Below are 6,763 nucleotides of genomic sequence, written 5' to 3' on the forward strand. Positions count from 1 at the left end.
CGATCAGCGTGAGGCTCAGGATTGCAGAAGATGCGCCAGCGATCGCGAACCCCAACCAAAAAAACAGGTTCGCCGGGTCGGGGTTCTCCAATAGCAGGACTTCACCGATCACACTGCGGCCACATCGCGCCGCTGGAACTGGTAAACTCTGAAACCAACGAGATTGAGCTCGTTCCTGATTATCCGGCGATCGCCAGGCTGTATGCCGAGGTAGTCGCGTCGGGACGGCTTCCTACCAATCGCCTGCTTGTTTTCGCGGCGCAACGCTATCTCGACATGCTCGAGATGGCGGAGAACCCGAAGAACGATTTTTGCTACTCGCCTATCCATCTGGTCGACTTCTGCCGTTTTAGCGAGAGGCTGAGGCACTTCGAAGCCGGCAACTGGCAATTGAACCAATTCGATGAGGCCGGAGACCCAGATCCTCGCATCATCCTCGAGCCGTTTGAGATATGGATCGAATCCGCGATCCACGGTTTTCGGATGCGCAACAATGGCACCCGGCTCGTCAAGACAGCACTCGAACTAATTTCGAGAAAAAATGGGAAGTCGATTCGGGCCACCCGTGCTGCACTATTCGATCTCTGCTGCTCCGGAGGCATGGCGCCGGAAATCCCGATCGCCGCGTTTTCTTCGAAACAGGCTGACGACACGCTGTATGGCGACATCGTCAAAATGCTCAACAACGACGACGAGTTGAAGGAGCAGTTCAAGATCCGCGTGACGCAGGAGGAGATCACCTCCAACGGCGGCCGCATCTTCAAGCTGACCCAGCACGGCGATCGGATCGACGGTCTCAATCCGTCCTTGGCGCTCTTTGAAGAAGGTCACGCCGGCGCGGCGCTAGTTTACAAGGTTGTCGATTCCGCCTTTGGTGCGCGGCCGAACGCGCTGCGTCGCATGATCACCACCGCGGGTCACTATTCGGAGGGCCCGGCATTTGACCTCCTAACCCAGGCTCAGATGATCCTTGAAGGCAAGGTTCAGGATTTCACGTTCTTCGCCGCGATCTACACGCTGGATCGCGAGGACTACACCAACCCGGAAACCAACGCGATCGACTGGGATCGATTGCTGACAGACGAAAGCCTGATCGAACGGGCCAACCCGATGTACAGGGTGGCACTTGACCCGGTGGTCATCAGGGCTGCAGTGAACGAGGCTCTCCGGCTTCGTCCAGATAAGCGGGGTGAAGTAGCGCGTACCCGCTTCAATATCTGGACCGGTGCCGGGATGACGCTGATCGAGGCTTCGGCCTGGGGCCAGTGCAAGCGGCCGGTCTCGCTTTCTGACTTCTTCGGCATGAAGTGCTGGATCGGCGTCGATCTGGCGCAAGTGCTCGACATGTGCGCGATCACGCTGCTGTTCGAACTGCCGGCCGGGCAGCTGGTGGCATTCGCCAAGTTCTTTCTGCCGGCGGAATCGCCTACAGCGCGGAATCCTGATCTGGTCGACCATCTGGCGACATGGGAAACGCAAGGCCACCTTGTCCTGACGCCAGGCCCGCTCGCCGACCACGACCTAGTGCGCGCCGACATTGAAGCTTTCTGCGACGTGTTCGACGTCCAGGTGATCGCCTGTGACCCGGCGCAGGCGCACAACACGGTGAAGTACCTCTGGGATGGCAACCGACCGGTGGTCGTCTATCCGAACTCCGCGAAGACAATGACGGCGCCGACCGACGACATCCTTGGTCGCATTGCAGCACAGACTATCTGGCATGACGGGAACCCGGTTCTCGCCTGGAACGCGCAAAACGTTCATGGCGAGCGCAAAGCTAACGGCTCGATCATTCCGAGAAAAGAAAAAGAGAATTCACCTCGCAAGATCGATGGCTTCGTCGCCCTTTGCTTCGCGAATGGCTGCCGGATGCAGCCGGATGAGGCGAAGCCCGCTGGCGAGGTAGCCGGCACTTCGACTGACCCGTATCTGACGCGAGGCATGATTGGATTCGACCAGATGGTAGGTGACGGCAATGTCTGATGTCGAAGAGACGGCCGTCGTCGCAACCGAGTCCCGCCAAATGGACCTGATCGCGAAGGACCATGGCACAGAAATGACCATGGCGGAATTTACGTCGTGGTTGGGCGAGAACATCGCCAGCGCCAGTGTGCAGAATGCGCTGAAGCAGGCCGCATTCTTGCTGTGCTGCGACGTCATCGCCCAGGACATCTCTAAGTCCACGCTACGGCTGCGGGAGAGGCTTCCAAACGGCACATCTCGCGTTGTGCTGCCAGAAAAGCATGAGATGGCTGCGTTCCTCGCCCTTGAGCCGAACCGCCGCCACACATGGCCAGAGTTCATCGAAATGATGGTGCTCTGGGAGTGCTACACCTCGAACTCATATGCTGGTGTGCTGCGCAACAACTTCAACGATCCGCTGGAACTGATCCCATTCCAGACCGGTCGCGTCAGGACGCTGGTCGAGGGTCGGGACATCTTCTACGACGTCACAGCCGGCACCATGCAGGAACAGGCGCTGCTCGGCGCCGTGTCGATGACCTTCCATGAGAGGGACATGATCCACGTCCGTGGACGCATGATCGATGGACAGGATGGTTATTCGACGCTCATCGCCGGCAAGGACGTATTGGAGACGGGAAGCGCGATCGATGATTTCCGCACTTCTCTCTTCAGTGAAGATGGCCAGGTGCGCGGTGTTTTCAAAAAGAGCGGCGATGGCGCCATCGACGAACTCGCGTTCCAGCGGCTGCGGTCCCAGCTAAAGATCCTGATGAAGAGGTACAAGGCCGGTGTTGAACCGGTCGTCCTTGAAGACAACATGGAATTTCAGCCGATCGCGTCGAAACCGCAAGAGATGGAATTGACCAAGCAGTTCTCGGAACAGATCAGCCAGACGTGCCGGTTGCTTCGTGTCCCGCCGTACAAGGTCTTCCAAATGGATGGCCAAAAGTACGACAACCTCGATACTGCCGAGAAGATGTACGTGGGCGACACACTCATCCCGCGCGCCGAGCGTTTCGAGCATCGGTACGACAAGATCCTCCTGAGCCGCAAAGACCGGCTGAAATACTTCTTCCAACACGATCGCGAGGAAATGACGCTCCGCGACTCGCAGCGCGAGACCGAGCGCATCAAGACGCTGCTCGAGCGCGGCGCTATCGAAGTCGATGAAGCCAGGGCGATGCAAGGCTTCAATCCATTGCCGAACGGTCAGGGCCAGGTTCGCCTGATCCCGGTGAACATGAATGTCGTGGACCGCGACGGGAAAGTCATCGTCGCCGCATCGTCAACGGTCGATCCGAACGCTCCGGCGGCCGATCAACCAGCAACCGACGCAAAGAAGAAGAAAGACGCTTAGATCCTCACAATTGGAATTGTTGGAGGGCCACCAGATTCCTACATACAGACGGACCGCCGCAGCGTTGGAAGCGCCGCGACGGTCCTAACCGAAACGATCATGTGAGGATCGAGTGGCTATCCAAGAATTATTCGCTCGCATGGGCGACAGCAAGACCATTCAGTTAAATTGTCAGCATTGCGACAAATCATTTGTCCGATATCGGTCGCAGATCAAAAAAGGCAACCACAAGTTCTGCGGCCAAGAGTGCAAACGCGGGGCCGCCGGGGGATCGTGGCTTGTCTGCGTAGGGTGCGGTGGCGATACATACCGCAAGCGCTATCAAGCGGAGAAGATCGAAGCGTCAGGGGCGAATGTATATTGCTCCAGGGGATGTCAGAGTAAGCACAAGACGTTCTCGCGGACATGCAAAAATTGCAACTTGTCATTCTCGAAACCAACCAGTCAGGCCGTCGGCCTAAATCGAGATTCGCTTTGCAGCATCCAATGCAAAGAGGCGTTCGATTACATGGAGACAAAATGCAGTTGGCCTGGATGCTCTGAGACATTTCGGACAAGAATTCAGAGAAAGACGACCAGAGGCGTAGAGGGGCAATATTTCAGGACCGATTTTAACGGCACCATGAGGCTTTCATGGAGGCCAATCTGCGAGTTCCATCACAATCTTTGCTCCCAATACGTTGGCGGACACTACAGGGCGAACGGCAGACTCAAATGGTTTGATGATCCAGAGATAAATCTTGGATCGAGGGGCGTAAATCAGCCGATCACACGGCTTTTGATTTTTGCCAAGACCGACGGGAAATGCTCGCATTGCGACCGAAGTCTCGACTTCAATGGTGGCCACTCCGAGTGGCACATCGACCATACCATTCCAGTCTACAAAGGCGGGAAGACAAACTATCCAAATTTGCAGCCGCTTTGTCGGATCTGCCACGACGTAAAGACCTCTGTCGAGAAATCCGAGGTCGGTCGCCTTCGCCACAAAATGACGAAACTGGGCCGCTGGCTCACTCATACCGAAAAAGACGAACTGATCGCCGAGTTGCGACGCGAGATTGATGTTCTGCGCGCGTCCGCGAACAAGGAAAAGGAGTTGGGCGCATGCCTAAGAAAATCAGCATCGACGAAATCATCGCGAAGCGCAAAGACATTGGATCAGATGTCGCTCCGATTATGAAGGCCGCGAAGGCGCCGGCGTCGTGGAATAAGGAATCGCGATCGGCGCGGTTTGTCATGAATGCCCAGGCGGTGGACCGCTATGGTGACATCATTGTTACTGCCGGTATCGACACAACTGAGTTTGAGCGCAACCCGGTCGCCCTTCTTTTCCACAATTCGCGCACATGGCCTGTTGGCAGTTGGGGCAATCTCGAGAAGGTTCTAAAGGGGCGCCCGCCCCGAATTGAAGGAGACATCGTCCTTCTTCCTGCGGGCGGTCCGGTCAAGGAGATCGACGAAACCGAGTGGATGATTGCAAACGGAGGTATCCGGGCTTGCTCCATCGGGTTCATGCCGGATTGGGACAACTACGAAATGATCCTCGATGACGAGGAGCGATGGACAGGCGGTATCCAGTTCAACAAGTCAATTTTACTCGAGGCGTCGATTGTGGCGATTCCCGCGAGCCCGCAGAGTCTGATTAAAGCAGCCGGCCGCGACATGAACCTCGCTCGTGAACTGCTTGAGGACGTTCTCGACAACTGGGCCAAGACCCCGGAAGGCTTGCTCATCCCGATGGATGAGTATCGCGCCAAGCACTTCGATCTCAATGGCAACCGCTCGATCTTCGTCATCGACAAGGCGTTTGCGCCGACGGCCAAGACCTTCGTTCCCGTCGCCGACATGACGCTTGAGGCGACAACCCAAGACGAGGCAGTCAAGTTCGTCGGTGCGAAGGTGACGATCGATCCCGATCATGCCGAAAACAAAGGCGCTCCATTCTCCGACAGCCTGGCGAAAGCGACCGGGGAGGTCATCGACAGTTGGATCGTCGATGAAGGTGTGAACAAGGGCGTTCACGCTCTCGCTGTGGAATTTCTGACAGACGCCTGGAGCGGCATGTTCCGCGGCATCAAGGCGGACCGGTTCCTGCTTGCTGAGAAGGCAATCGCAGACGGAACAGCTACCGTCGATGAAGCTCGTGATGCTCTCGGCCTTGATCCACTGCCGGTGGCCGACGTCACCGACGAGAAGAAGGGTATGGACCTTCTCACGGACGAAGTCCTCGACGCCTTCGCCGCACAGATCAAGGAAGCCGACATCGTCGTGCTCCGCAATGCTGACGAAGTGAAACTCGTGATCGAGCGTGAGGGTGAATCGGTCGGCGAACTGGTCCTGCCGCTGGATCTCACCATCCGGCAGATCGACGAGGTTTCGCAGTCCATCTGCGATCGCGTGACCAAGGCGAAGGAAGAGCCGGAGTCGGAGAAGAAGCCAACGTCAGTCGGCTCGATCTCCATCGAACTGGACACGGCCGAGGCAACCGAAAAATTGACTGCTCTCCAGCGCCTTCTCGAGTCCGTCGGCGCCACGATGGCGAAGTTCTTCGGGACCAAGGACGTCGAGAAGGACGACCCCGACGACGAGCCGGCAGAACCGCCAGCGCCGCCATGCGAGGAAGAAGTAGAGGCCGCCAAGGCGGCAACCGCAGCCATCCTCGCCCGCTTCGCCTCCAAGGGTCTGATCGAGGCCTAACACCACATTCCAGAATTCCGGGCCGGGCAACCGCCGGATCAACAAGCCGCTCCGCAAGGGCGGCTTTTTTCATGAGCAAAAGGAGACAACCATGCTCGCAATCCTGAAAGCCCGGCTGAAAGAACTGGTCGGCGAAATCAAGGCCCTCACGGACAAGACTGACATGTCCGCCGAGGATTTCACCGGCCTCGAGACCAAGAACACCGAACTCGAAGAGATCGAGAAGAAGATCGATGCGCTGACGAAGGCTGATGAAGCCCGCGCCCGCGCCGCTCTTCCGGCAAACGATCCGGCCGGCTCCGTCGAGCGCACTCCCGCTGAAGTCGCGGTCAAGCTGACCACGGTCGAAAAGACCGGGCTCATGATCGCCGCCATGGCTCGCGCCTGGATCGAAGAGAAGGCCGGCGGCCCCAAGGCTGTCTTCCGTCACCTCGAGGCGGCCGGCTACGGCCATGTGGCCCGCGAGTTCGACTCCGCCCAGAAGACCCGCGCCCTGAATTCGGGTTCGGCGGCCGCTGGCGGCGTTCTGCTTCCGGAAGCCATGTCGAGCGAGATCATCGACGTTCTTCGCCCGACGACCACGTTCCTGCAGGGTGGCCCGCGTCGCGTGCCGCTGATCAACGGCAGCTACAAGATGCCGAAGGCGGGTTCGAGCGCCACCGCCGGATGGCGTGGTGAAGGCCAGGCCATCGCCAAGAGCCAGCCGACCTTCAAAGAGATCAACATGGTGGCGAAGTACGTCGA

5 protein-coding genes are annotated in these 6,763 nt (G+C 58.0%); 4 read left to right on the plus strand and 1 reads right to left on the minus strand.

The features are described from left to right. The first annotated feature begins 30 nt into the window (after positions 1–30). Positions 31–1,983, plus strand: a complete 1,953-nt coding sequence (locus EN879_RS18910; protein WP_082826483.1) for a terminase TerL endonuclease subunit — start codon at positions 31–33, stop codon at positions 1,981–1,983. Continuing rightward, positions 1,976–3,322, plus strand: coding sequence for a phage portal protein (locus EN879_RS18915; RefSeq protein ID WP_063168352.1), 1,347 nt, complete (start codon positions 1,976–1,978; stop codon positions 3,320–3,322). Before EN879_RS18910 ends, EN879_RS18915 begins: the two co-directional genes overlap by 8 nt. Positions 3,323–3,953: 631 nt before the next feature. Here the strand turns inward: EN879_RS18915 and EN879_RS40010 are convergent. After that, positions 3,954–4,340, minus strand: coding sequence for a hypothetical protein (locus tag EN879_RS40010; protein ID WP_063168351.1), 387 nt, complete (start codon positions 4,338–4,340; stop codon positions 3,954–3,956). An 86-nt stretch (positions 4,341–4,426) separates the two neighbouring features. On the opposite strand from EN879_RS40010, the gene EN879_RS18925 reads away from it, so the two are divergent. Continuing rightward, positions 4,427–6,019: an HK97 family phage prohead protease gene (locus EN879_RS18925; protein ID WP_063168350.1), complete on the plus strand. Its 1,593-nt coding sequence runs from the start codon at positions 4,427–4,429 to the stop codon at positions 6,017–6,019. A gap of 91 nt (positions 6,020–6,110) precedes the next feature. Next, positions 6,111–6,763: phage major capsid protein (locus EN879_RS18930; protein ID WP_127274174.1), on the plus strand; the 653-nt coding region annotated here is incomplete at its 3' end.

The organism is Mesorhizobium sp. M7A.F.Ca.AU.002.02.1.1, assembly GCF_003998535.1.
Taxonomy (GTDB): domain Bacteria; phylum Pseudomonadota; class Alphaproteobacteria; order Rhizobiales; family Rhizobiaceae; genus Mesorhizobium; species Mesorhizobium ciceri.

Excerpts from the sequence above, each read along its gene's own strand:
- EN879_RS18910 (WP_082826483.1), top strand. The coding sequence starts at position 31 with ATGCGCCAGCGATCGCGAACCCCAACCAAAAAAACAGGTTCGCCGGGT.
- EN879_RS18915 (WP_063168352.1), top strand. The coding sequence starts at position 1,976 with ATGTCTGATGTCGAAGAGACGGCCGTCGTCGCAACCGAGTCCCGCCAA.
- EN879_RS40010 (WP_063168351.1), bottom strand. The coding sequence starts at position 4,340 with ATGAGTGAGCCAGCGGCCCAGTTTCGTCATTTTGTGGCGAAGGCGACC.
- EN879_RS18925 (WP_063168350.1), top strand. The coding sequence starts at position 4,427 with ATGCCTAAGAAAATCAGCATCGACGAAATCATCGCGAAGCGCAAAGAC.